A 22,480-nucleotide genomic window follows, 5' to 3' on the forward strand; every position below is an offset into this window, starting at 1 on the left:
TTGATTGCCCCGACCTGAAGAACAGGCCGGGGCGGCACGGCAATTACAGATGCGAAACCGTCGCACGAGCCAGCCCGCGCTGCTCGAGGAAGCCGAGCAGGTAGCGGTGCCCGAAGGCCTTCGAGCCGGATGCGAAACCGACCTTTGCGGTGTCGCCGTCGAGCAGCTTGATGACGCCTGCCGTCTGGATGGCCCCGGTGGCGATATATGGCGTGGTCCCATGCACGGTCGCCCGCACCGAAGCGATCTGGCCGCGGCCGATGGCGAAATCGACGGTGCGCTGCAGCGTGGTGCGTTCCCGCGGCGGCATGGCGGGGGTGGTCGAATCCACGATCTGCTTCAGCACCGCGTCCTGCTGCTCGCGGGGCAGGTGCTTGTACTCGGCTTCCCACTTCTTGCCCAGCGCATGCACCGTTCGCATCGCGTCGTTGTCGTAGAAGCCGACACTGGAGATGCAGCTGCGTACGCGCGGATCGTGTTCGAAGTAGACCGGCAGCGACGTACCGCCCCACGGCAGGCAGAACACCGGTTGCATGAAGGCGGGATCGACCACATTGAACGACGCATCCGCCGCATAAGGCACCAGCTGGTTCTCCCACAGGTAGCAAGCCTCGTGGCGATAGCCTTCGAAGATCGTCGCGGTCGAGCCCACGCTCACGCCGGCACTGCCGCCACGCGGGCCGCGCGTCAGCGTCGCGGTTTCCAGCGCATCGACGCCGGGCGTCTCCAGCGCCAGCTCCGCGGCAATCTCGGCGAACGTGTACATGTAGGCATTGGACGGCGACAACAGCAGCCCGGCCTGCCGGAACAGGTCGCCGAACTGATCGCGCGCGCGGCGGATGTGCGGCTGCTCGCCCGTGGTGTCGAGGTAATGGCAACCCGCCTTGAGCGCCGCTTCGACGCCAACGAGCCCGACCGTTGAGAAAGGTCCGACGGTGTTGCAGACCACCTTCGCGCCGCGGAAGGCATTCACCAGGGCATCGACATCGTGGCCCGCCTCGATGAGTTCATAGTTTGCCGATTCGAGGCGCACGACACGCTGGGCCATCATTTCCTTCGCCCGGCCTGCATTGCGCGCCACGGCCGTGAATGGGATGTCCTGGTCGATCAGCCAGTCCATGATCAACATGCCGGTGTAGCCGCTTGCGCCATAGACGACGACGGGGTGCTTTGCCATGTTTTGTCTCCTTGAGAGTTGTGTCTGACAAGTGATTGGGTGGTTGAAAGGAATGCCGTCCTCTGACGGGACGACTGGAAATGCTTGTGGTGTGCCTATCGCCTGGCCGGACCGTCGTTTTGCAAAGGACCCGCCATCGACATCAGCAGCGGCCGCGAACCGTCCGCGAGCACCGCGGTCAGGGACTCCTGCCCTGCGCGCTGCGTGACCGAGAACGTCTTGCCGCCGTCCTTGCTGTCGAGCACCGTCCCGGCCATGCCGACCACGACGACGCGGCCGTCAGCAAGCTCAGCGATCCCGGTGAGCGATTGGGTGGTATGCGAGTCCACGCGCTGCCACGTCATGCCGTCGTCGCTGCTGCGGTACAGGTGTCCGCGCATGCCGCAGACCAGAAGGGAGCCGTCGGGGAGTGCGCGCCCGTACCACAGCGAGCCGTTGTCGCCCGTGGCCGAGGCCCGCCACGACTTGCCTCGGTCGGCGGAGCGGAAGATGGTGCCGCCTTCGCCAGTGATGAAGAGCGTTCCGCGACCGGATCGGAACATGTGCAGCAGGTGGCGGTCGGCGTTTTCGCCCACGTTCTCGCCCGTCGCCACCTTGATCTCGGACCAGGTCCGGCCGGCATCGCGGGTTTCGATGGCCCAGCCGTACAGCCCCACGGCGATGCCGTGCTCCGGACTGTCGAAGTAGAGCGAAAGGATCGGCTGCTCCGCGCCTTTCTCGGCACGCAACAGCTTCCACGTCTCGCCGCCATCCTGCGTGCCAAGCACAACGCCATCGTGCCCCGCCGCATAGCCGCGCCGCGCGTCGATGAACTGGACAGAAGTCAGCAGCGAGCGGACCGGGACCATCCTTGCCTGCCGGAACCTGATGCCGTCGTCGGAAAGGAGGATAACGCCGTGGTCGCCGACAGCGACCACGCGATTGCCGGCACGCGCGGACGCCAGCAGCGGCGCGGCCACCGCATTGGAGACCTGCCGGGCGGGCTCCAGCGTTGGCCACGGTGCTGCGGCGGAGGTCTCCGCCGCCCGCGACGGGCACACCACGCCCAAGGCGATCGCGACAACAGGTAGGAATCGGTGCAGGTTCATGGGGGATTGACGCCTTCTCGCGTCTCAATGCTTCAGGATTTCCGGCATGCGCACCGCGCCGCGCCGGGGGAAGAACGTCTCCAGCACCGCCGCGAACGCGGGCAGGAGGGTAATGGCCATGACCATGTTGACGAGGAACATGAAGGTCAGCAGCGCGCCCATGTCGGCCTGGAACTTGAGGCTCGAGAACATCCAGGTCGCCACGCCGACCGAGAGCGTAATGGCCGTGAATACGGTCGCCAGCCCTGTTTCCTTCAGCGCCACGGCAAGCGCGTCGGTGAACGCGAGACCGTTTGCCAGTTGCACCTGCAGGCGGTTGTAGATGTAGAAGGCGTAGTCCACGCCGATGCCGACCGCGAGCACCATTACCGGCAGCGTCGCCACCGTCAGGCCAATTTCAAGCTCCTTCATGAACCAGTAACCGATCCACGTGGCCACGGTCAGCGGCAGGCAGCAGGCGACCATCGCCCGCCAGTCCCGATACACTAGGAAGACCAGCAGGAGGATGGCGGCGTAGACGTACAGCATCATTGGCAGCTCGCTGGCCTCCAGCACTTCATTCGTAGCTGCCTGGACTCCGGCATTGCCGCTTGCGAGCCTGACCGCGACGCCATCGAGCCGGTTGGACTCGCGAAACTGCTTGACCGCCGCCACCACGGTCTGGATCGTGGTGGCGCGGTGGTCGGGCAGATAGAGGTTGACGCCTTGCACGCGGCAGTCGCTCGACGAAAGCCCGGCGATGCGGTTGTTGACGCCCTGGAACTGCGAGCCGAGCCCGCGCGGGTCCCGCGTCACGGTGGCCATCTTCGGGCTGCCTTCGTTCATCCCGGCGTTGTAGAGCTTGAGCTGGGCGGCCAGCGAATCGGTGGACACCACGCCGGGCACGCTGCCCATGCGCCAGGCGAAGTCGTCGATGAACAAGAACTCGTCGGCGCGGGAGCAGACCTCGCCATGGCGGTCCGGCGTGGCCTCGAACACCACTGTGAGCCAGTCCAGGCCCACGTCGAAGCGGTTGACGATCGCGGCGACGTCCTGGTTGTAGCGGGAATCCGCGCGCAATTCCGGCGCCCCGGCCTGGAGGCTGCCCACGTGCCTGCCCTGGCTCTGCCAGAACGCCAGGCAGAAGACCACAGCGCCGGCGATGGTCACGATCAGTGCGTTGCGCGGCTGGGCGATCCGGGCCACCGCCTCCAGCCACCCGTTATGACGCTCGCGCCGCGCCAGTGCCCGCTGCGCGAATTCCGGCGTGAACCGGAAGTACGACGCCGCCACCGGCAGCATCATCAGGTTGGTGACGATCTTGTAGCCCACGCCGATGGCCGCCGTGATCGCCAGTTCCCGGATCATCGGGATCGGGATGAGAATGAGCGTAACGAAGCTCACCAGCGCGGTGACCAGCGCCAGCGACCCGGGAATCAGCAGGCCGGTAAAGCTGCGCCGGGCGGCAATGGCGGAGTCGGTGCCCTGGGCGACCTCGCGGACGATAAAGTTGATCTGCTGGATGCCGTGCGAGACACCGATCGCGAATACCAGGAACGGCACCAGGATGGCGAGCGGGTCAAGCCCATAGCCCAGCAGGCGCAGCGTGCCGAACTGCCAGACCAGCGACACGAGCGAGCAGGCGAGCGGCAGCAGGGTCAGGCGCACCGAACGGCAGTACCAGTAGACCGCCAGCCCGGTGAGCAGGAAGGCGATGCCGAAGAAGCGCGTCACGTCCGCGCCGCGGTCGGCAATGTCGCCGATCTGCTTGGCGAAGCCGATGATCTCGATCTCGACCTGGTCGTTCTCGAACGGGCGCCGGATCTGCTCCTCGAGCAGGCGGTTGAACTGGATATAGTCGAGCTTCTTGCCCGTGCGGGGATCGACGTCGGCCAGCTCGGCGGTGATCAGGGCGCTGGACTGGTCGCGTGCCACCAGGGTCCCGACATGGCCGCCGGCCATGGTGCGCTGACGCATCTTGCCGATGACATCGGCGGAGAGCTTTTCCGGCACGATATCCCCGCCGGCCACCGCCTCTGCCCGGAAGCCGTCCTCGGTGATCTCGGTGAAGAACACGTTCGGTGTCCACAGCGACGTCACGCTGGTCCGGTCCACGCCCGGAAGATAGGTGACGGCCTCGGTCACCTTGAGGACCTGGGTAAGCGTCGCCGCATTCCAGACATCGCCCTGGCGGGCATGCACGGCAATGGTCAGCCGGTTGGCGCCGAAGAGCTTGTCACGGAACTGCTCGAAGGTCTTGATGTACTCGTGGCCTTGCGGCAGCTGCTTCTCGAAGCCGGCTTCGAGGTGCAGCTTCGCGCCGAGCACGCCCATCAAGGCGGTGAATCCCGCCAGTGCGAGCAGGAAAGGAAGGCGGTGCCCGAACAGGGCCGCTTCCAGACGGGTTATCAGGCGGGAAAGCATCAGAAGGACGTGGTCATGCTGAGGGAGACAAAGTCGCGGTCGCGCAGCAGGTTGCTGCCGCTACCGCCCCAGTTGTGCGTGTAGTCGAGGCGCATCTTTGTCTCCGGCTTCGTCTTGAAGTCGAGGGTCGCGCCGATCACCGCGGCGCCCGCGCCCCGGATGAAGCCGGGCAGCGCCGTGGCCGAATAGCCTCCGATGCCTTGCATGACGGCGATGTCCGGCGACAGCGACGCCCGCGTGCCGAAGATGTTGGGATAGGTCACCGAGGCCGCCAGCACCATCCCCGCCGACAGCTTGGTAGGCAGCGTGTAGTCGGCGGTGACCGCATACGGAATGCCGGCGTTGAGCCTGAGCTTCGGGTAATACGCCAGCGCACCTTCCGCGGTGATGGTGCCCTCGGACGCGCCCAGCGCGCGCAGCAGCCAGCCGAACGAACCCGAAGGCGACATGATGTGGATGCCGGTCAGGTGGAGCTGATAGTGCTGCGTGTCGATCGCGCCGCGGCAACTGCTTCCGACGGGCTTGACGGAAAAATCGGCCAGGGCATTGCAGTAGTAGGGGTTGGCCGGATCGATGACCGTGGTCGGATCGATGGCAACGCTGTCCCGCGGACGGTACGACAGCTCGGTGCCGATCGCCCATTCGCCAACCTGGAAGTTGTACGAGAGGCCGAACAGGTCGCGGTTCTTGCCGTAGTCGAGGGACGCCTGCCAGCCGAACGGGTTGCTCGTCGTGTTGACCACCTGGTAGCTCACGAACGGCACCTTCTCGCTGTAGTGGTAGTAATAGAGGCCGAGTTCGTTGCCGCTGTCGGGGAACTTGTAGCGCAGCGCCATCCCACCTTGCCCGTTGTTGCTCGGATTGTTGTCCGGGCCGCGCGGGATGAAGGTGCCGGTTCCGACCAGGGGCCCGACCGGATTGGTATTGGAGTTCGCCAGCTCCCCGGTGCTCAGGCGGCGGTTGTAGGGCATCCCGGTCGCGGGATTGATGCCGACGATCCGGGTCCCCGTGTCGCCGATCGTGCCGGTGGGAAGCGGGGCCAGCCCCGACGCAGCCAGCGCGCCATTGACGGCTGAAGTCGGGATATAGAAACCCCGTCCGCCCTTGCCGAGGAAGTCGCTGGTCGAAAAGAAGGTCCCGGGCCCGTCGAACTTGAAGCTGTTCCACTTCCACTGGTAGAAGGCCTCCAGGCCGAGGTCCTTGCCGAGTGAAGTGCTCGCAGAGACCATGGGCGCGGGGATGAACAGATTTTTAAGCGGCGTTCCCGGCTGGTGCGCGGACGGCAGGTAGATCGCGTTGATCGCGTTGATACCGCCCGGGATGTAGAGGTTTTCCCCCCAGTTCAGCACCTGGTTGCCGACCCGGACACGCGCCTGCTGGTCGCCGACGTCGAATTCCTTTGTGATGTAGGCGTCGAGCAGGCGCGGGTCGCTGGTGGCGAAGTTCCGCGCGTGCGGGTCCAGGTCGGTCCGTCGGGTGTGGGCGGTCGCAAAGTCATAGTTGACGACGCCGCGCACCAGCCCGCTCCAGCCGTTGGTGCCCTTGACATAGAGGTCGCTGGTCCACTGCGCATTGGCCGAGACCGGCTGCCAGCGCTTGTAGTTCAGGTTGCCGTCGTCCTGGTTCAGGCGCAGCGTGTCCAGGCTCGACGAGAAGACAGACGGGTTGCTTTTCTGCAGCGGCGTTGGCGCGTCGCCTACACAACCGCCGTTGTCGTTGCCGACAAAGCTGCAGTTCGTTTTTGACGTTCGTATGGCCGCGCCAAACGAGACCGTCGAGTCGAAGGCCACCGCCCAGCCGTTGTCGAGCGTCCACTGTGCGGCAAAAGCCGAGCCGGCATCCGACGTCGCCAGCAGGCCCACGATTACCGAGCGGGCCAGCTTCCGTTCCATTCGCATCCCCGCGGCGGCTTGCGCCGCCGCTGCTGCAACATCACGCAGTTTCATGCCTGTCTCCCCGTGGCTCTGTTTTTCTGGCTTATCGTGTGGTGAACCGGCGCAGGCCGTCCGGCTCGAAGGTCTTCTCCTTCAGGCGCCCTTCCCTTGCGGCGAGCCAGTCAGGTTCCTTGTGGCCGGCGACGACGCGGTCTAGCACGGCGCGGCGGGTCTGGTGGTCATAGCTGGTATTGGCCGCCCAGACGCAGGCCGGCACCTCCCAGGCCATGTAGGGACCCATCTCGGTGGTGCGCCAGACCTTGCCCTGCGCGTCGTACATGTCCTCCACCAGGATGGTCCAGGTGTCCTCGTCGATGTAGAACACGCGCTTGGGGAAGGTATGCCGCATGCCTTGCTTGAGCGTGGCCTCCACCACCCACATCCGGTGCAGCTCATAGCGTGTCAGGTCGCGGCTCAGGAACTTCGGCTTGACGACTTCGTCGACCTTGTTCGCCGAAGAGTTGACCCGGTACGTGTTGTAGGGCACGTACATTTCCTTCTTGCCGGCCAGCTTCCAGTCGTAGCGGTCGAGCGGGCCGTTGAACTGCATGTACTGGTCGACGGTCAGCAGGTTCTCGGTATTGAGCTGCGGGGCGTCGTACTGGTACGTCGGTGCCCGGCGCACGCGGCGCTGGCTCGCGAAGTACAGCCAGACGTCGTTGGCCTCGGAGAACTTGTACTGCGTCAGGGTGGCGTCCCCCGCGATCGACGGCGGGCTGGTAAAGGTGTTGAGGTACAGGCTCTCGATGCCGCGGGCGTCGCCGATGCCCTTGTTCGACGGCGACCACATCGGCGACATCTGCCATTCTTGCTGGCCAAGCGGCTCGCCGATGCTGTCGGTGCCCTTCGGCGGGATGTAGCCGGCATAGCTCATCTGGAAGCCCTCGCCCTTCCAGTGCAGCTTGTGGTTCCACATGGCTTCGGTGCCGTTCTGCGGGATCGGGAACGGCACTGCGGCGCCGATCGCCTCGGCGAGGTCCTGGCCGTTGGCGCCAAGCTTCGCCGTCGTCGCGTTCTTCTTCGTCCGCTCGTAGAAGAAGTCGGGGAAACCGCAGGAACGGTGCGTCGGATAGACGTCCATCCGATAGCCCGGGATCGTCTTCACCATTTCGATCTGGCCGGGGGCAAGCTTGTCCTTGTATTTGTCGACATTGGACGCGTCGATCGAAAGTACGCGCTTGTCATTTGCGTACGGGTCGGGGCGCGCCGTGCCGGGCTTCCAGCCACCCGGTGCCTTCATGTCGCCACCGGTCCACTCCGGAATCGACCCGTCCTTGTTGCCGGCCCGTTCGGCACCCACCGGGGTGAGGTCCTTGCCGAGCCGGCCCGCGTCCTGCTCGGAGGCCGCGGCATAAGCCGCTCCGCCGAACGCAAGGGTCACGCTGAGGAACAACGTCTTGTATCTCATCTGAGTCTCCTGTCTGGCATGGCCACGAAGTGCTTCGCTTCGTGTTTTTACGATGTAGAACACGTTACCTAACTTAGGTAACAATGACAAAGAACAAAAGAAAAAAAGAGCTGGGGTATTCCCTGCGCGCCTGGATGCGATGCTTGCAAACGCACAGGCGCGGCCCCCGGCAGCTGGCGTGGCGTCATGACCAGGCTCAGGCGCCGCCGCTGCCAGCTACCGCCACGGCCCGAATCTCGATGCACAACTCGGGAAGCGCCAGCTCCGCCACGCCTACCGCAGTCCAGGACGGATAGCGGCTCGGCAGGTATTCATCCTTGACCTTGGTGAAGGCCTCGATTTCCTGCCGCAGGCTGGTGTGATAGGTCGTCAGCTCGACAACATCGTCCAGGCTGGCGCCTGCCGATTCAAGGATCGCTTGCAGGGACGCAAAGGCCAGCCGTGCCTGTGCCTCCATGCCCTCGCCGGGCTTCATGGTGGCGTCGAGCCCAACCTGGCCCGACACCCAGATGGTGTCGCCCACCCGGGTCGCGGGGGCGAAATGGTAGGCGTCGTAGAGCGGCTGGGTGCCGGGCGGAATGATCGGTTGCCGTTTCATCGTCGTGGTCGTCATGAGGTCGGTATCGTTTATCAAATGAGTTGGCGGAAACACGGCGCGCGGAAGGGGTCCCCCGCCTTCAGCGATGCCAGTTCTTCGACGTACAGCACACCCGCCGGCGTGAAGCCGGCATCGCTGTGCTCCGGCAACGGACTGAAGACCGCGTCATCGCCAAAGAAGCGCAACACCAGCGTATGGCGGTCCGGGAAATCGGCGTCGACAGCGCCCCCGCCGTGCAGCGAACCCGGGTGCAGCAGCAGAACGTCTCCCGGCTGCGTTGCCCAGGAGAGGATGTCGTACGCATTGGGATCGGTGCGGCGTTCGGCCTCGATATCAGGCAGCCGCGGCCAGGCCCCACCGCCGTGCAACGGCTCGGTGGGGTCGTCGGGGTTCTGGAAGGTGCTGCCATCGTGGCGCGTACCCAGGTACGAGCCCCTGACGATCTCCAGCGCATTGCGCTTGGGGACCGCCTCGAAGCTGATCCACGCGTTGGCGAAGTGCTTTCCCGCCCAGGGCAGATAAGAGGTGTCCTGGTGCCACGGCGAGCGCCCGGCCCGGCCACCCTGCTTGAGGAACAACTCTTCCGCAAAGTACCAGACATGTCTGGAGCCCCACAGGTCGGCGAACAGCTGGCCGAACGGGAGCGAGGCGACCAGTTCATCCAGCCGCCCCTTTGCGAAGGGATTGGCGTTATCGACTTGCGACCGTTGCACGGAGCCGTCAAACAGGCTGTGGGCGTTGGGCCCCGGGTTCTCGATGCCCCAGTCAAAGACTTGCCGGCACATGGCCAACTGTTCCGCGTTGAGACAGCCCTCGATGAGGACGGCACCGTCCTCTTCGAAGGCCCTTCGTTTGGATTCATCCATGGATGCTCTCCTGATGCTTCATTAAGCCCGGCGCCCGGCCGCGTGCGCTTCCGGTCGCTTCGTTTATAGAACAACCAACCAACATTAGGTCATGATGACAAATATAAGTCGGAAGTAAAAGGGAGGGTATTCCCTATCCAATACCTCACTCGCTGTCCCTGCCCGCATGGATTCGGCCGTTGCCCTCATCATTTTGACTTGTTTGTGTGATTGACCTATATTTCCGGCCAGCATATCAATCTTTTAACTTTTGTCCTAACAATGTCGAAGCACGCGAAAACACGTGAAGATGCGCTGGACGTCGATGCCGCCCCGGCAGACATCGTGAACCGCGACGCAGTCGCACTGACCCGACGCCGCCTGCTCGGCGTGGCCGCGGCGGCAAGCGCTGCGATGCTGCTGTCCGGCACGCCACGCACAGCGAGTGCGGCGCCGCGGGCGCAGGGCGCTGGCGGCGTATCCGCGCAGCGCGACGTGCTCGATGTCGCGATCATCGGTGCCGGGCTGGCGGGCCTGACCGCCGCGCGCGACCTGAAACGCGGCGGATGCGACACGTTCGTCGTCCTGGAGGCACGTAACCGTGTCGGCGGCCGCACCTACAACCATGACCTGGGCAACAACGTAGTCTCGGAAGCCGGCGGGCAGTGGATCGGGCCCGGCCAGACCGCCATTGCCGACCTGGCGCGCGAGCTCGGCGTCGATACCTTCGATACCTATTACCAGGGCAAGACCGTATTCCTGGCTGGCGATGTCCGCGTGACGCAGGATCTCCAGGGCGGCGTCGGTGCCCAGGGAAAAGTCGCCGCCAGGCTCAGCGAGCTGGCGCGCCGCGTGCCCAGCGGCGCACCATGGACAGCGGCAAACGCGGCAGAGCTGGACAAGCTGTCGCTCGGCGACTGGCTGGCACGGCAAGACCTGAGCAACGAGGAAAAATTCTCCTTCAGCCTGGCCGCAACCCTGTCGCTCGGCGCGCAACCGGCGCAACTGGGGCTGTTGCACTACCTGTCGGTGATCAACAGCGCTAATAGCGACTACGACACGCTTGAGAAGATCAAGGGCGGCGCCCAGGAGACGCGCTTCGTCGGCGGCGCGCAGATCCTCAGCATCCGGATGGCACGGGGACTTGGCGACAAGGTCCGCCTGTCGTGCCCGGTACGCAAGATCGTTGGCTGGGATCGCGACATTGTCGAGCTGCACACCGACCAGGGCGTGGTACGGGCGCGCCACGTGATCGCCGCGCTTAATCCGGCGCTATGCCAGCAGGTCGTGTTCGATCCGCAGCTGCCCGCAGGACGGGCGCAATTGCATCGGCTCTGGCCGGCGCACGCGCCCATGCGCAAGACCGCGCATGTCTATGCAAAGCCCTTCTGGCGGGACCAGGGATTCAACGGGCAGGTCGTACCGCTGGACGGTCCGCTGATCTGGTCAGTCGACAACTCGCCGCCAGACGGCTCGGTCGGCGTGATCAGCGCATTCGTCAAGCCGGGCTTCCTGCCCGCCGACCCCAAGGCCGCCGAACACATCCTCTCGGCCATTTATGCCCAGGCGTTCGGGGAGAAAGCATTAAAGCCAGTGCAGTACCACGACCTCGACTGGGGCAAGGTCGATGCCTGGTCGATGAGTTGCATCAACCCGATGCCGGCGGGCTTCTGGACCAAGCTGGGCCAGTACCTGCATCCGCCGGCAGGGCGGCTGATCTGGTCTGGCACAGAGACGGCCGACATCTGGGCTGGCGCCATGGATGGTGCCGTGCGTTCCGGCCACCGCGCCGCCCTGCAGGTGCTGGGCGCCCTGGCATACCCGGTTCGGGAGGCATGAATGAAATACAAGCGCCCTGTTCTCGTGGCGGCTGCAGCCGTGGTGGCGGTGGCCGCCTTCATCGTTCCCGATCTCATGGACTATCACCGGTTCGGAACGGCACTGGATAACCAGGCCCTGGCCAGCCAGGCCGATGGTGGACGCTGGCCGCAATTCGCGGAGACCTGCTTCGCCTGCCATGGCCCGCGCGGCCAGTCCCGCAACGCGGAGTACCCTGCCCTGGCCGGCCAGCCGGCGGCCTTTATCGAGGCGCAGTTGCGCGCCTTCGCCAGCGGGCAGCGCGACAGCCCGACCATGGGGCCGCTAGCCAGGAACCTGACGGATGAGCAGATCGGGTTGCTGGCAGCCTATTACGCCAGGCAGGCGCCGACCGTCAGCCCGGATGTCACGGCCAGCGCCGCGCTCGAGGCGCGCGGCAAGGCTGTGGTCCAGGCGCGCAATTGCCAGGCCTGCCATGCCGAAGGGTTGACCGGGAAGGACCTGGCACCACGCCTCGCCGGCCAGGGAGAAAGCTACCTTGGGCAACAGCTTGCCGCGTTCAAGAGCGGCAAACGCCATGACGCGTCCGGCGCCATGGACAGCATTGCCGCCACCTTGTCGAACGAAGACATCCCGGCAGTGGCCCACTACCTGGCCAGGATGTCGCCGGAGCGCAGGGAGATCGGCACCCGATAGGGTCCGACGGGGCAGCAAGGCCAGTCGGCAAGATGCACGGGTCAGACAGGAGACGGGGAATGCGCGGATACACACCGTCCTGGCTGGCAGCCGGCGTGGCGGCTGTCCTCATGCTTTGCATGGCGGCAGCCATGAGCGTGGCACCGCGCAACGCCTACCACGAACCGGGTGCGCCACGCCGGCTGGAAGCCCAGCAACTCCCCGACGTGCGCGACCAGCTCGAAAAGCTGGCGGATGCCGGTGCCACATACTTCCACGAGGAGCCCATGCGACGCGGCGACACGATCGCGACGTTGCTCAGACGGCTCGGCATGGAAGATCCCGACGCACAACAGTTTATTTCCAGCGATCCGGCGGCGCGCACCCTGTTCAACCTTCAGCCGGACCAGGTCGTCCAGGCCGAGGTCGACCAGGACAAGCTGCTGGTCTCGCTGCGCGCCCCGTAGCCGGCAATACCACCGCCTCGCGCGAACTGCTGATCCGACGCACCGGCGGCTTTCAGAAGCCTGCCTTCAAGGCGAACCTGCAGGCGGCCAGGAACGAACTGCGTTACGAGATGCGTTCCGGCACCATCACGGCGAGCGGATTCTTCAGGACGATGGACGCCGCGAAGGTGCCCGACGACATCGTCCCGGCAGATGATCTCGATCTTCTCGGGTGTGGTCGATTTCCAGCATGACATCGTCCAGGGCGATCGCTTTCGCATTGTCTATGAGGCGGGATTCCGTGACGGCGCGCTGGTGCGCAACGGCCGTGTCGTGGCCATCGAACTCGCCAACCGCGCCCAGCTCTACCAGGCGCTGTGGTATGACCGCGCAGACGGCAGCAACTCCGGCGCCTACTACACCTTCGACGGACGAGGCATGGCGCGCCCGTTTCTCCGCTCGCCGGTCGAGTTCTCACGCATGTCGTCGGGCTTCGGCTGGCGCAACCACCCGGTGCACCACCAATGGATCCGGCACAAGGGTGTCGACTATGCTGCCCCGACAGGAACCCGGGTCTTCGCCACAGCGGACGGGACGGTTGACTTTGTCGGCCAGCAGACGGGCTACGGCAATATCGTTATCCTCAAACATCACGACGGCTATTCGACGTACTATGCGCACCTGTCAGGCTTCGCTGGTATCCAGCCCGGCCAGCGCATCACGCAGGGGCAGCTGATCGCGTACGTCGGCCAGACCGGCTGGGCAACCGGACCGCATCTGCACTACGAGCTTCGGTTCAACGACGTGCCGCAGAACCCGCTGAGCGTCATGCTGATGGAACCCGTTACGCTGACCGGACGCGCCCGACAGGGCTTCTTGAGCCAAGCCAGTGAGATGTTGAGCCGTATCCATGTCCTGCGCGGCATCGAAGTTACATCTACCCTGGGCTGAGCCGCCCCAAGTGGCGAACCGCAGACTCGCAAATTGACCAGGGACGCCCCCGCGCGTGCCGGTTTGCACTGGCAGTGGCTGCGAGTATGCTTTCCTTCGTGACGCGGATTCCGGCCGACCTGCCATCGCCTTTTGCGCGCAGACGCCAGACCGACGATTGCGGGGGCAGATCATGCGCAGGCAGCCTCATGATGGATCGGGAAAGGATCGACCTTCCGCCCTCGCCTTGAGGGAGGGCGAGCCGCACTTCAGGCTGCTCGCCGATGGCATCCCACACATGATCATGACCGCCGATGCGAATGGCCGGATCGATTACTGCAACCGACGATGGACGAGCTATACCGGCCTCAGCCTTGAGCAAACCCGGTCCGGCGCCTGGAAATCCGCCGTCTACCCGGAGGACTTCGCGCGCAATATCGGCCACTGGGCAGACGCAGTGGCGAGAGGCCGCGAGTACGAAATCGAATATCGCCTGAAACGGGCATCCGATGGCGCCTACCGATGGCACCTCGAACGCGGGGCACCATTGAAAGATGCTGACGGCAAGGTCGTAAAGTGGCTGGCATCCAGCACCGACATCGAAGCGCTGAAGCAGGCCCAGGCCTCTGCTGAAAGTGCGAATCATGCGAAGTCGGAATTCCTGTCGAGCATGAGCCATGAGTTGCGCAATCCGCTGAACGCCATCCTTGGCTTCGCGCAACTAATGGCCTCCGAGGCTCCGCCTCCGACTGCGGCGCAGCAGTCCAGCATCGACCAGATCCTGAAAGCGGGCTGGCATTTGCTGGAACTCATCAACGAAGTCCTTGACCTCGCCAGGATAGAAGCCGGTCAGGCGTCGCTGTCCCCTGAGCCGGTATCGGTCATCGACACTTTGCACGAGTGCCAGGCAATGCTTGAGCAGCAAGCACTGAAGCACACGGTCCGCATGCGGTTTCCCGCAGTCGAACCACCCTGCTTCGTACGTGCCGACAGGACCCGCCTGAAGCAAATCCTCCTCAACCTGCTTTCCAATGCCATCAAGTACAACCGGGACCAAGGCTCAGTCGATGTGCAGGTGACGACGACGGAAGATCGCGTAGGCGTCATCGTGCGCGACACCGGAGCAGGGCTGACACCGGAGCGGCTGGCGCAGCTATTCCAGCCATTCAACCGCCTGGGGCACGAGGCTGGCCCCGTGGAAGGCACCGGCATCGGCCTCGTAGTGGCCAAGCGGCTGGCCGAGTTGATGGGAGGAACCATCAGCGCCGAAAGCACGCCTGGCGTGGGCAGCGTGTTCCGGGTCGAACTGCCTGCTGCCGCGCCGCCTGCAATGGCTGGCGAAAGCGCTGAGGCCGCCATGCCTGTCCGGCCGCCAATCGAAGCCCCGTCCACGATGCACACCTTGCTGTATGTGGAAGACAACCCCGCCAACCTCAAGCTCCTGGAGCAACTCCTCGCCCGCCGGGCAGACGTGCATTTGTTGTCCGCGGCCACCGGGATTCTCGGCGTCGAGCTCGCGCGCGCTTCTGTGCCCGATGCGATCGTGATGGATATCCATCTGCCCGACATCAATGGCATAGAAGCGCTGGGACGCCTGCGCGAAGACCCGATGACAATGCATATTCCGGTCATCGCGCTCAGTGCCAACGCCATGCCGCGCGACATCGAACGGGGCATGAAAGCGGGATTCTTCCGATACCTGACCAAGCCCATCAGGATCCATGAATTCATGGACGCACTGAACGCGGCACTGGAACAGCCGCGAGGATCAGTTGCGCGGGACTAGCACCGAGTCCCGGCGAACCGGCTTGCCATGATCCACCCATCGGACATTCTGGCTGCAAGAATCCTGGTCGTTGACGATCTGGAGGCCAATGTCCTGCTGCTCGAAAGGATACTGCACGCGGCCGGATACAACGGCGTCGAATCAACCACCAATCCGCGCATGGTTGCCGACCTGCACGGCAGGAACCACTATGACCTGATCGTGCTGGATCTCCAGATGCCCGGCATGGACGGGTTCGAGGTCATGGAGAACCTTAAGGTCGTCCAGCCGGACAGCTACCTTCCTGTGATCGTTGTCACCGCCCAACCCGATCACAAACTGCGCGCACTGCAGGCTGGTGCGAAGGACTTTGTCAGCAAGCCATTCGATCTCGGCGAAGTACTGATGCGGGTGCGGAACATGCTAGAGGTGCGCCTGCTGCACAGTGAGTCCTTGCAGCACGGCAAGGAACTCGAGCGCAAGGTGCGGGAGCTGGAAGCGAGCCGGGAGACCATCGTCCGCCAGAGCGATGAGCTCAGGCGCCTTTACGAGCAGCTTGTCTGCGAGCAACAAGTCACCGAGCGGCTTCTCCTCAATGTACTGCCGTCTCCCATCGCCGAGCGGTTGAAGCTGCGCTCCGATCTCATCGCCGCCAGCCCGCCGGAAGTCATCGCCGACAGGTTCGAGGCGGTCTCGGTGCTGTTCGCCGATCTCGTGCAGTTCACCCGCTTTTCTCCCGGCCTGAGCCCCGAGAGACTGGTGGCGGTACTTAACGAGATATTCGCTGACTTTGATACTATCGCCGACAAGCGCGGGCTCGAGAAAATCAAGACGATCGGCGACGCATACATGGCCGCTGCCGGCCTGCCCGTCCCTGCGGCCGACCACGCCGTCCGGGCCGCGCATATGGCGCTGGACATGATGGAGTCCCTGAGTCGGTTCAACGCGCGAAGCGGCTACGGCCTGCAGTTGCGGGTTGGCATTCACAGCGGCGCGGTCATCGCCGGCGTGATCGGCAGGCGAAAATTCATCTATGACCTGTGGGGCGAAACGGTCAATATTGCGAGCCGGATGGAGTCCCACGGTATAGCTGGCTGTGTGCAGGTCACGGAAGCCACCCGGCAAAAGCTGGGGAAGCCCTTTGTGTTGGAAGCGCGCGGAGCCATTGATGTCAAGGGCATCGGTGAGCTACATACATGGCTGGTAGCAGGGAGAGACACTGACGCGCCCGGATAACCCCATGCTGACCGTACCGTCGACGGCGGCGTCCTTGCACCATTCGCTCATGAGGACACGCAATATACGCGTCCCTTGGTGGCCGCCACCACGTACGTCCGCCCCAATGGAATCTGCCTGTCGAAGCTACCCGACCCGGAAAAACTCCACGCTCTGCCCCGCATTGACCGCCCGCCGCAGCCAGTCCGGCATGTCGCCCTGCCCGTCCCAACTCTGCCCCGCGGCGTTGCGGTAGCAGACCACTGGCGGTGGCGCTGGTGCGGGTGGCGGGGGCGGAGGGGGCGGCGGATCGAAGCACCCCGCCGCTGCCAGCTCCTCCATTGTCAGCCCGTAGTCGGCCATCTCCGCCTGGATCCAGCGGATCGGCGCCGCCCGCTCAGTTTTTGCTGTCATTGCTGTCGTCACTGCTGTCGCTGCCGTCTTCCGGGTTGGAGGCGGCCGTCGGCGGGTCCTGCTTGTCGTCTTGCTGTTCGTCCGGTTTTGCGCCTGGCACCGCCGTAGACCGTACTAAATGTGTCACCGATGCGACAGTAAATGTGTCAACACGCCGAGCGATTTTGGTCAACTCTGCGCGAGCCCTTGCTGGCCAAGCGTTTGCAGGTTGCGAACTAAATTTGTCACCAGCAAGCTGGGGCCGGTGGGCCAGGTTCCCGCCAGGCCCGACCAAAGGCAGCAACCGGCCAATAACGGTCATCAGAGGAGTTTCCCGAAAACCGTCATTCAAGCGCGCCACCCGTTGGTCAAGGGGTTCGGTCTTCGGTCGCTGTCGCTACCAGCGAAACTCCATTGGTCTATTATCGGCTGACGATCCATTCACCAAGGGAGATTGAAATGATCATTCCTGCTGTGGTGCGTCCTTCAAGCGAGCTGATAGGTCGATATCGAGAGCTAATCGCATCGTACGACTCCGTGACGTGTGCGTTGTCCGACTGTATGGGCCGATTCGGCGCGATGTCGGCTTCCCTTCGGCCCATCTTCGAACCTCTTTCCTTTGTGGGCACCGCAGTCACGGCCAGGGCGCTTGCGTCGGACCTCGCGGCGCCGTTCAAGGCTATTGACGTTAGCGAACCGGGCGACGTCATCGTGATTGACGCACATACGTCGGCTAGCACCGCGTTCTGGGGGGAGAACATGACGTTGTCCGCGCTAAACCGTGGCGTTATCGCTGCAGTTATCGACGGAGCCTGCCGCGATGTGCCGGAAATTCGCCGACTTCGGTTTCCGGTCGTGTGCCGCGGTATCGTGCCCAATGTTGCGGCCATCGCCGGTTACGGTGAAGTGAACGTTCCCGTTCAGTGCGGCGGCGTACCGGTCTCACCAGGCGATATCGTTGTGGCGGATGAAAACGGTGTAGTGGTGGTGCCGTTCGCCCGCTGCGAAGAGATCATTGGCAAGGCCGAGGAGCTACTGGAAACAGAGCACATTCTCCAGGACCGGCTACGTGCGGGAAGCACGATTGGACAACTCATAGATGTCGACTCGGTGTTCGCCAATACGTTTTCGTATCAGCAGCGCGCCGTGCGTAATGCCGAATAGAGCATTTTGACCTGTTCGGCGCGTTCGAGGATCAAATGATCGAATGTCTGTTTCCTGAAGTCCGATCGACCGCAATGGGTCGAAAACAGCCCTCCGACTTCTGGCTGCAAAAGTGCATCTTGGCTACTATGGCAGGCGAGCCGCTGGGGTTACCCCGCTTTGAAGACAGATCTGCATTGGAATCTTATGTCGATGGGTTTTCTCAGCCGTTGTTGGCTGCGGCTTTCCTTTCCCGGCTTGCTGCGGCTGGACTCTATTTCGTCTTAGTACCCGCGCGAATTCCCGCCGCGATAAAAGCCACCAGATACTCCGATTTGCGCCGCACGTCGCCGGCCTTGACCTTGTTCCCGGAGATCCGCTCGATACGGCTGTCGAACACGCTCATGACAAGCGCCCCGACGGCAAACAGATAGGCCCAGTGCGCATAGTTCGTGCTGTTACCCGGCAAGGCCTTGCGGATCGCCCTGACGAATTCCATGGCAAAGGGATCGAAGTAGTCGGCAACAATGCCGCGCTCGGATTCCCGGGGGTCGGAGGCCTCGCGTGCCACCAGCTTGGCGTAGGCAACGCCGGCCTCCGTCTCCTGGATCCGCATCACCGGCTCGACGAACGCCCGCACGATGTGCTCGACCGGATCCTCACCATCGGCCAGGGGTTCGCGCAGCGCTGCCAGGCGCGCCTCGAACAGCGCCTTGCGCCGGTCAAAGAGCGCGCGGTACAGGTTCCGCTTGGTCTCGAAGTGGTAGACGATCAACGGTAAGCCAACCTCGGCGGCCGCCGCGATATCGCGCATCGACACGCCGTCGAAGCCGCCCTCCGCAAACAAACGCTCCGCGGCATCGAGCACCCGTTCGCGCTTGCTGGCTTCCGGGGCCGGCGCCTCCTGTGCTGCATCCCGCGCCTTGCCTCGCGCCCCGGCCGCCGGCTTGCGCGCTTCCCTGCCTTCCATGCTGCCTCCGCGTAATTAACGCGCCATTGTAGCGAACCTCGTTTTGCCCCTCGTTTCGCCCCTCGATCCCCGCGTTTACCCCAGTGCAGCACCAGACTGTACGAGCGTACAGTCCGTCAAATCAAATCCTGAACGATCGTACAGTCAAAACCCAAGGAAGGCTACGGTGGCTTCGGCCAGGCCTGCCAAACCAGGAGACGCATCATGCCCCCCCTCAACCCTGCCTCGCTGAAGTGGCGCGTGCTGATCGGCTGCTTCCTCAGCTATATGTTCGACGCGGTCGACATCATCATTCTCGCCATCGCCATGCCCGCGATCACGGCATCGCTGCACATCACCCAGGCGCAGGCTGGCTTGCTGGTCACCGCCACGCTGGTCAGCATCGGACTGAGCAGCGTGGTGATGGGCAGGCTCGCCGATACCATGGGCCGGCGCACGGCGCTGCTGCTGTCGCTGGTGAGCTTCGGCGCGTTGACGATGGCGATCGCCGCCGCCACCGACTGGCGCCAGATCCTGCTGCTGCGTTTCCTGTCGGGCCTTGGCCTCGGCGGGTCTGGAGCGCGGCAGCGGCACATGTCAACGAGACCTGGCCCGCGCACCAACGCGGACGGGCCACCGCTTTCGTGCTCAGCTCCTTTTCAGCAGGTGCTGCCGTCGCCGCCATGGCCGCGGCCTGGCTGCTGCCGACGCACGGCTGGCGCATGCTGTTCCTGATCTGCGGCGCCGCCGTGGTCATCGCCATCGTCTATGTCTGGCTGCGCGTGCCGGAATCGGAGGTCTGGCGCCAGCAGCGGTCCGGCGCGCCCTCCCTCAGGGCAAGCGCCGGCGGCGGGCGGCTTGCCGAGTTGTTCGCACCCGGCATGCTGCGCGTTACGCTGCTCGGTACCGCGACCTCCGCGCTGGCGCTGTCCGCCTACTGGGGGGCTTCGACGTGGCTGCCGACTTTCCTGGTCAGGGAACGAGGTCTCGATGTCGCCACCATGGCAAGGTTCCTGGCTGTACTGAACCTCGGCATGTTCCTGGGGTACAACGTCTTCGGCATGCTCGCGGACCGCATCGGCAAGCAACGTGCCGTGATCGCCTCGCTGGTCGGCTCCGGGCTGACGCTGCCGGTCTATGCCGTGGTCTCGGACCATGCCACGCTGCTCGTGCTGGGGCCGCTCTTCGCCTTCTTCATGGCCTTCGCGGGGCTGGTCGGCTCCTATTTCGCCGAGTTGTTCCCGACCCGCATCCGCGCGACCGGCGCCGGGTTCTGCTTCAACGTCGGCCGTGGCATCTCCGCCTTCGCGCCGCTGGCACTGGGTTCGGCGGCGACGTCGTACGGCTTTGCCCCCGGCATCGCGCTGTGCGGCGGCCTGTTCCTGCTATCCGCTATCGTGGTGGCGCTGTTGCCACGCACCGCCGCCAGTCATGAGGCCGGCACGGACGCGCCCAAGGCGCCGGGCGCCGCACCGTCGCTGGACGCCGGCTGAATCCCGCGATGCCCCTTCGTACGCCTCTCAACCAAGGACCTGCCACCATGACTCGCCGCTTCGTCGATCTCTCGATCTACCTGGAAAACGATGTTGTTTCCGACCCGCCCGGCTATGGCCCCCGGATCGAGTACCTGTCGCATCGCTCCACCGCCGGGCAGGTCACCAGCTTTTTCCCGGGGCTGAAGCCGTCAGACCTGCCGGACAGCGAAGGCTGGGCGATCGAGCACGTCCGGCTCAACACGCACAATGGCACCCACCTGGACGCCCCCTATCACTTCCACAGCACCATGAACGAGTCGTCGGGACAGCGCGAGCGCGCCATCACCATCGACGAGGTGCCGCTGGAATGGTGCTTCCAGCCAGGCGTGAAGCTCGACTTCACCGGCCTGGATAATGGCTACGTAGTCACCGCCGACGATGTCGAGGCGGAACTCGCCCGCATCGGGCATGTGCTCAAACCGCTGGAGATCGTGGTGGTCAATACGCGTGCGGGCAGGCGCTACGGCCAATCTGACTATGTCTCGTCCGGCTGCGGCATGGGCCTGGACGCCACCCTGTACCTGCTGGAGCGCGGCGTACGCCTGACCGGTACCGACGCGTGGAGCTGGGATGCGCCATTCGTGCATACGGCGCAGAAGTATGCACAGACGCGCGATGCCTCACTGATCTGGGAAGGCCACAAGGCGGGCCGCCGCATCGGCTATTGCCACCTGGAGAAGCTGCACAACCTCGAGTCGCTGCCTCCGCACGGTTTCTATATCTCCTGCTTCCCGCACAAGATTCGCGGTGGCTCGGCGGGCTGGACGCGTGCCGTTGCCATCTTCGACGATGCCCTCAATGCCGCTTGAACCTCACCATGCCCCACCATGGAACTGAACCACACCCATGATGCCTCGCGCCGTAGCTGGCTGGACTCGGCCAATGACGCCGGCTGCGATTTTCCACTGCAGAACCTGCCGCTCGGTGTCTTCCGCCGCCAGGGCAGCACCGAGGCGTGGCGCGGCGGCGTAGCCATTGGCGACCAGATCGTCGATCTCGGTGCGTTGCAAGCGCTGCCCGGCCTGCCGGACAGCGTCGCCGAAGCCGTGCGGGCTGCGGCGGCGCCAACGCTCAATGCCCTGCTTGAACTGGGCCCTGCGGCCTGGCGCGCACTGCGCCATGGACTCTTCGCGCTGTTGCAGTCCGGCAGTCTGCTTGAACGGCAAGTCCGGCAAGCGCTGGTGCCGCACGCGGATGCCGAGCACGCCGTGCCCGTGCGCATCGGCGACTACACGGATTTCTATACCTCGCTGGATCACGCCATGAACTGCTGCCGGCAGTTCGGACTAGAGGTGAATCCCAATTTCGACTGGCTGCCGCTTGCGTATCACGGCCGGGTATCTTCCATCGACGTCAGTGGCCAGCAGGTCTACCGGCCGATGGGCCAGTATCGTCCCGATCCGGGCGGCGCACCGGTGTATGGACCTTGCCAGCGGCTCGATTACGAACTGGAAGTGGGCGCCGTGATCGGCATGGGCAATGCACGTGGCACCTCCATCCCGCTGGCACAGGCCCAACAGCACATCTTCGGCCTGTGCCTGCTCAACGACTGGTCCGCGCGCGATATCCAGACCTGGGAGATGCAGCCGCTCGGCCCCTTCCTCGCCAAGAACTTCGCCACCACACTGTCGCCCTGGATCGTCACGCTCGAGGCCCTGCTGCCTTACCGCACCGGCTGGACGCGCACGCCGGACCGCCCGCAGCCACTCGACTACCTCAGTGCCGCCGAAAACTCCGCCGCCGGCGCCTTCGACGTCCAGCTCGAAGTATCGATCCAAAGCGCGCGCCAGCGCGCGAACGGGCGGCCGCCGCACGCGCTGACGCGCACAAGCTTCCGGCACCAGTACTGGACGCTTGGCCAGATGATTGCCCACCACACCGTCGGCGGCTGCAACCTGCAGCCCGGCGACCTGCTTGGCAGCGGCACGGTCTCCGGCCCCGCGCCCGACGAGGCTGGCGCGTTGATCGAACTGACCGCTTCCGGGTCGCGGCCCGTTGCGATCGGCGACGGCGAGCAGCGCGGCTTTCTCGAGGACGGCGACACCGTCCTGTTGCGCGGCTGGTGCGAGCGGCAAGGCCACGCCCGTATCGGGTTCGGCACCAATCACGCCACCGTGCAGGCGGCACGCACTTGATCCGGCCCCTACGCTATCCACAG

At 64.5% G+C, this 22,480-nt stretch carries 17 protein-coding genes and 2 pseudogenes; 10 read left to right on the top strand and 9 right to left on the bottom strand.

What is annotated here, in order from left to right; genetic code table 11:
* Window positions 1-43 precede the first annotated feature (43 nt).
* From ACAD63_RS17960 to ACAD63_RS17990, 7 genes are all read right to left on the bottom strand, one after another.
* A complete protein-coding gene (locus ACAD63_RS17960) occupies window positions 44-1,177 on the bottom strand; it encodes a saccharopine dehydrogenase family protein (protein WP_135706669.1) in 1,134 nt (377 codons plus the stop codon).
* 95 nt (window positions 1,178-1,272) lie between these two features.
* Complete coding sequence (locus ACAD63_RS17965; RefSeq protein ID WP_135706670.1) at window positions 1,273-2,265, bottom strand: WD40/YVTN/BNR-like repeat-containing protein; 993 nt, start codon at window positions 2,263-2,265, stop codon at window positions 1,273-1,275.
* A gap of 24 nt (window positions 2,266-2,289) precedes the next feature.
* Window positions 2,290-4,668 carry an efflux RND transporter permease subunit gene (locus ACAD63_RS17970; RefSeq protein ID WP_135706671.1) on the bottom strand — a complete coding sequence of 793 codons (2,379 nt, stop codon included), beginning with the start codon at window positions 4,666-4,668 and terminating at the stop codon, window positions 2,290-2,292.
* The gene (locus ACAD63_RS17975; protein WP_434033089.1) at window positions 4,668-6,614 is read right to left on the bottom strand and encodes a DUF1302 domain-containing protein; all 1,947 of its coding nucleotides are present in this window, start codon (window positions 6,612-6,614) and stop codon (window positions 4,668-4,670) included. Before ACAD63_RS17975 ends, ACAD63_RS17970 begins: the two co-directional genes overlap by 1 nt.
* A gap of 31 nt (window positions 6,615-6,645) precedes the next feature.
* Window positions 6,646-8,010 carry a DUF1329 domain-containing protein gene (locus tag ACAD63_RS17980; protein WP_434033090.1) on the bottom strand — a complete coding sequence of 455 codons (1,365 nt, stop codon included), beginning with the start codon at window positions 8,008-8,010 and terminating at the stop codon, window positions 6,646-6,648.
* 196 nt (window positions 8,011-8,206) lie between these two features.
* Entirely contained in the window at window positions 8,207-8,623 is a 417-nt protein-coding gene (locus ACAD63_RS17985) for a RidA family protein (RefSeq protein ID WP_167884645.1), read from the bottom strand.
* Window positions 8,624-8,640: 17 nt separating this feature from the next.
* Window positions 8,641-9,474 carry a phytanoyl-CoA dioxygenase family protein gene (locus ACAD63_RS17990; protein WP_135706674.1) on the bottom strand — a complete coding sequence of 278 codons (834 nt, stop codon included), beginning with the start codon at window positions 9,472-9,474 and terminating at the stop codon, window positions 8,641-8,643.
* A 393-nt stretch (window positions 9,475-9,867) separates the two neighbouring features.
* Here ACAD63_RS17990 and ACAD63_RS17995 point away from each other — a divergent pair, with 393 nt between their 5' ends.
* From ACAD63_RS17995 to ACAD63_RS18015, 5 genes and pseudogenes are all read left to right on the top strand, one after another.
* Entirely contained in the window at window positions 9,868-11,292 is a 1,425-nt protein-coding gene (locus ACAD63_RS17995; RefSeq protein WP_434034015.1) for a flavin monoamine oxidase family protein, read from the top strand.
* A complete protein-coding gene (locus ACAD63_RS18000; RefSeq protein ID WP_434033091.1) occupies window positions 11,293-11,967 on the top strand; it encodes a c-type cytochrome in 675 nt (224 codons plus the stop codon). It abuts the gene before it with no gap.
* A 59-nt stretch (window positions 11,968-12,026) separates the two neighbouring features.
* A pseudogene (locus ACAD63_RS18005) lies at window positions 12,027-13,343 on the top strand (M23 family metallopeptidase).
* 277 nt (window positions 13,344-13,620) lie between these two features.
* The gene (locus tag ACAD63_RS18010; protein ID WP_434033092.1) at window positions 13,621-15,108 is read left to right on the top strand and encodes a hybrid sensor histidine kinase/response regulator; all 1,488 of its coding nucleotides are present in this window, start codon (window positions 13,621-13,623) and stop codon (window positions 15,106-15,108) included.
* A gap of 27 nt (window positions 15,109-15,135) precedes the next feature.
* The gene (locus ACAD63_RS18015; RefSeq protein ID WP_434033093.1) at window positions 15,136-16,323 is read left to right on the top strand and encodes an adenylate/guanylate cyclase domain-containing protein; all 1,188 of its coding nucleotides are present in this window, start codon (window positions 15,136-15,138) and stop codon (window positions 16,321-16,323) included.
* A gap of 126 nt (window positions 16,324-16,449) precedes the next feature.
* Here the strand turns inward: ACAD63_RS18015 and ACAD63_RS18020 are convergent, their stop codons facing one another.
* Complete coding sequence (locus ACAD63_RS18020) at window positions 16,450-16,716, bottom strand: H-NS family nucleoid-associated regulatory protein (protein WP_434033094.1); 267 nt, start codon at window positions 16,714-16,716, stop codon at window positions 16,450-16,452.
* Window positions 16,717-17,154: 438 nt separating this feature from the next.
* Between ACAD63_RS18020 and ACAD63_RS18025 the strand changes: the two genes are divergently transcribed.
* Window positions 17,155-17,859 carry an RraA family protein gene (locus ACAD63_RS18025; RefSeq protein WP_434033095.1) on the top strand — a complete coding sequence of 235 codons (705 nt, stop codon included), beginning with the start codon at window positions 17,155-17,157 and terminating at the stop codon, window positions 17,857-17,859.
* 253 nt (window positions 17,860-18,112) lie between these two features.
* Here ACAD63_RS18025 and ACAD63_RS18030 read toward each other — a convergent pair whose 3' ends face one another.
* On the bottom strand, window positions 18,113-18,808 hold the full coding sequence (locus ACAD63_RS18030; RefSeq protein WP_434033096.1) for a TetR/AcrR family transcriptional regulator: 696 nt from the start codon (window positions 18,806-18,808) through the stop codon (window positions 18,113-18,115).
* A 306-nt stretch (window positions 18,809-19,114) separates the two neighbouring features.
* Between ACAD63_RS18030 and ACAD63_RS18035 the strand changes: the two are divergent.
* From ACAD63_RS18035 to fahA, 4 genes and pseudogenes are all read left to right on the top strand, one after another.
* Window positions 19,115-19,300, top strand: a pseudogene (locus tag ACAD63_RS18035) (MFS transporter); the annotation flags it as partial.
* An 8-nt stretch (window positions 19,301-19,308) separates the two neighbouring features.
* A complete protein-coding gene (locus ACAD63_RS18040; RefSeq protein WP_434034016.1) occupies window positions 19,309-20,280 on the top strand; it encodes an MFS transporter in 972 nt (323 codons plus the stop codon).
* A gap of 47 nt (window positions 20,281-20,327) precedes the next feature.
* On the top strand, window positions 20,328-21,131 hold the full coding sequence (locus ACAD63_RS18045) for a cyclase family protein (RefSeq protein ID WP_434033097.1): 804 nt from the start codon (window positions 20,328-20,330) through the stop codon (window positions 21,129-21,131).
* 18 nt (window positions 21,132-21,149) lie between these two features.
* Entirely contained in the window at window positions 21,150-22,457 is a 1,308-nt protein-coding gene (gene fahA / locus ACAD63_RS18050; RefSeq protein ID WP_434033098.1) for a fumarylacetoacetase, read from the top strand.
* Window positions 22,458-22,480 lie beyond the last annotated feature (23 nt).

The organism is Cupriavidus sp. a3 (assembly GCF_051015765.1).
GTDB classification, from domain to species: domain Bacteria; phylum Pseudomonadota; class Gammaproteobacteria; order Burkholderiales; family Burkholderiaceae; genus Cupriavidus; species Cupriavidus oxalaticus_A.